The 3,075-nt window shown below is 70.8% G+C and carries 3 protein-coding genes; 1 reads left to right on the top strand and 2 read right to left on the bottom strand.

What is annotated here, in order from left to right:
- On the bottom strand, window positions 1–277 hold a 277-nt coding region (locus tag KBI44_21820), incomplete at its 3' end, for a hypothetical protein (GenBank protein ID MBP9147126.1).
- A gap of 162 nt (window positions 278–439) precedes the next feature.
- Here KBI44_21820 and KBI44_21815 point away from each other — a divergent pair.
- Window positions 440–1,654: a hypothetical protein gene (locus KBI44_21815; protein MBP9147125.1), complete on the top strand. Its 1,215-nt coding sequence runs from the start codon at window positions 440–442 to the stop codon at window positions 1,652–1,654.
- Between the two features lie 24 nt (window positions 1,655–1,678).
- Here the strand turns inward: KBI44_21815 and KBI44_21810 are convergent.
- A partial coding sequence (locus tag KBI44_21810) for a hypothetical protein (GenBank protein ID MBP9147124.1) occupies window positions 1,679–3,075 on the bottom strand: 1,397 nt, incomplete at its 5' end.

The raw sequence follows: 3,075 nt of genomic DNA, 5'->3' as shown, positions 1-3,075 counted from the left end.
ACAGGAGCTTCAAGGCGTCGACTCCGGCGCGGCCCGGTGCGAGCCGCGCCCACAGGCTCTGCCAGCCGGCGCCGAGCGGCTCGAAGAGCAGGTGGTTCGGGTTGAGCGGCCACTCGCCGCTGGCGAAGGTGCGGCTGTGCCCCAGACCGTCGTTCGAGACGAATCCGATCGGCATGGCAAAGAGGGCCAGAACGCAGAATGCGAACCAGAGCCCGGCGTCGAGCCGGTGTGGAACCGAACTCTGGGCGGGCGCGAGGGCGGGGAGGCGAGAGGTCATTGGCGAGTCGCGCGGAGGCGGAGGCCGCCGAGCTTACGGGTGTCGGCGCGCCGCACCAAGGGCCGGCCCGCGGGCCGGGTCCCTTCTGTCCCGATCCCAGGACCGTTGTCGGTCTGTTCAGAGAAGGACCGTAAACCTTGCGCTCTCTTCCTGGAGGCTTCCATGTCGCATCGTCGTCGTTTCACACGGCTTCTCCTGCTCGGCCTGCTCGGCGCGCCGGCGCTCGTCGCCGATACCGCGCTGCGTCTCACCGACGTGGCCGCCGGGGCTATCGACGGGCTCAACGGGCTGGACGCGGCGGTGCTGGGCGATGCGCTCTACTTCGTTGGCCGCCCGGTTGCCGGGAGTCGGGCCCTGTACCGGTACGATGGGGTGAATCCGCCCACCGAGGTGCCCGGCAGCGTCGCTCAGAAGCCGATCGATCTGGTGGCCTGGAACGGCAAGCTCTACTTTCAGGGGGGCGCCAGCGGCAATCGCGAGGTCTGGTCGTACGACCCGGCCGGACCCACCATCGAGCTGGCGGTCGACGTCTTCCCGGGGGGGCACGGCAACTCCCAGCGCTTCGCGGTGGTCGGCGGCCGTCTCTGTTTCGGCGCCAACAGCCCGGCCCTCGGCTTCGAGCTCTTCTGCTGGGACGGGGCGGGTCCGGCAGAGCTCTTCGACCTCGCGCCCGGCGTGGACGGCTCCTTCCCCAATCTCCTGACGGCCTGGGGAACGAAGCTCGTCTTCACAGCGTTGACCGACGGCCAGGTGCGGCTCTGGCTCTACGATGGAACGAATCCTCCCGCCGAGGTGCTTTCCGACCCCGGCGAATTTTTCAACGCTCCTTACGACCTCACGCCGATGGCCGACGAGCTCTACTTCGCGGCCGGCGACGCCGACTTCTTCGACCGGATCTGGCGCTACGACGGCCTCGTCGCGCCGACCCGGGTCTCGACGACTTTCCGGCCGTGGGGTCCTCCCGGGGTGGCGCGCGGCCGGCTCATGGTGACCGGCGAGGACGCGACCGCGGGCGTCGACGACCCGGAGCTCTGGCGCCTCGTCGCAGGCACCTTCGAACGCGCGGCTCCGGGAGTCCTGGTCGCCGACGGGATGAGTCTGGTCGACCCCGGCACCGCTGTCGCTTTCCTCGGCGAGAGCGCGCCTGGCAGCGGCGACCTGCAGCTCTTTCGCTATTGCGGTCGCGGCGCCCTGGCTCCGACGGACGCCTTCGACGCGAGCGGGGCGGCCGTCCGCAGCGAGCGGGTCGTGCCCTTCGCCGGGCAGCTCGTGCTCTCTGCCGCCGACGCCGCACACGGCGAGGAGCTCTGGAGCGTCACACCCTCCGCCCTGCTGTGCGACGACTTCGAGAGCGGCGACGTAGCGAGCTGGCCCTGAATCCGGAGGGTCGTGATTCGCAGCTCAGAACGTGCGGCCGAGGTAGAGGTAGAACGAGTCACTGCCGTCGTCGCTGCGTCCGTGTCCGACGTAGACCGGACCCAGCAGGGTGTCGGCGCCGAAGACGACCGCCCAGGAGCGGCGCAGGTCGCTCGCCTGGACCTCGTCCGCCGTACGCCAGGCATTGCCCGTCTCGAGCGAAACGCCGGCGTAGAAACCGTCGCCCCACTTCGGCAGACGGCCGAGACGGTAGAGATAGAGCAGCGCGGCGCTGCCGCCGTAGCTGCCGACGACCTCGCCGGGCGGCAGCCCCGAGAGATTGAAGAGGCCCCCGACCCCCGTCCATTCCGACGCCGGCAGCACGCCGCCGAGGGCGCTCTGGCCGTGCGCGAGCGCGACGAGACTGTGCCGCTCGTAGGAGGCCGCGGCGACGACCTGGACGAGCAGCCGCTCATAGTCCTGGTCCGCCCCCAGGGAGGTTCGCGCCTCGTGGTAGTCCGTGGCGACGATGAAACCCCGCCGCGGGAAGTTGAGGCGATCGAGCTGGTCGAGGACCAGGCTGGCAGTGATGCCGCTGTCGTTGCGATCGAGGTCGGGGAGGCCGCGCGGTCGGTCGCCGAAGGCGCTGCTCTGGGTTTCGAGATAGCGATAGCCGAGCCGTGCCTCGCCCCAGCGCCCGAGCGCCAGCCCGAGATCGGCGCTGCCGCGCAGGGAGAGGAACCGGTACTGCACGCGCGACTCGCCGACCGCGAGGTGCTCTTTCTTCTCGCCAGCCTGGATTCCAACGGCCACGAACGGCATCTGCCCGTCGGAGAGTGGCTGGTAGAGCTCGGCGGTCAGAACGGGGAGCTCGCCCAGCTGCGCCTGGAGCTTGAGCTCCCGCCCGCGGCGGTCGAGCCCGGTCATGGTGAGCGCACCGAGCAGGTTGAAGCTGCTCGTCCCTTCGAGGTCGGAGGCCAGGGCGATGCCGGTGCGCAGGAAGTTCGGTCCCCACGGCTTCGGGTGTCCGGCGATCTCGAGATCCCAGCCCCCCTCCGGCGCCGCGCGCAACCCGAAGTCGACGGTTTCGAACACTCCGAGCTCCCAGAGGCGCTCGAGATCCTCGGCGAGCCGCGCGGTGTCGAGCGGCCTGCCCGCCGGGGTCTGCACGGCGCGACGCACCGCTCTCGCCGGCAGGCCGGGACCCGGCTCGACGCGAACTCCCTGCACGACGATCTCCGGCGTCGTGCGACGGTGGCGCACGAGCTGGCGCTCCCAGGCGTCCGTTTCCACCGCGAGCTCGCGCAGCGGCCCCGCCTGGGCCTCGGCCGCGGCGATGCCGCGCTCGATGAGCACCGTCGCGGCCTGGAAGTCGAGCATTCCCCATTCGCCGACCTCCGGCCGGACAACGACATCGGCGTCTGCCAACGCCCGCTGCACCT

It is taken from the genome of Thermoanaerobaculia bacterium, from assembly GCA_018057705.1.
Taxonomy (GTDB): Bacteria; Acidobacteriota; Thermoanaerobaculia; order Multivoradales; family JAGPDF01; genus JAGPDF01.
This window is presented reverse-complemented; position numbering and strand designations above follow the sequence as displayed.

Bases quoted from the DNA above. Each gene is read 5' to 3' on its own strand.
- KBI44_21815 (MBP9147125.1), top strand. From the start codon at position 440: ATGTCGCATCGTCGTCGTTTCACACGGCTTCTCCTGCTCGGCCTGCTC.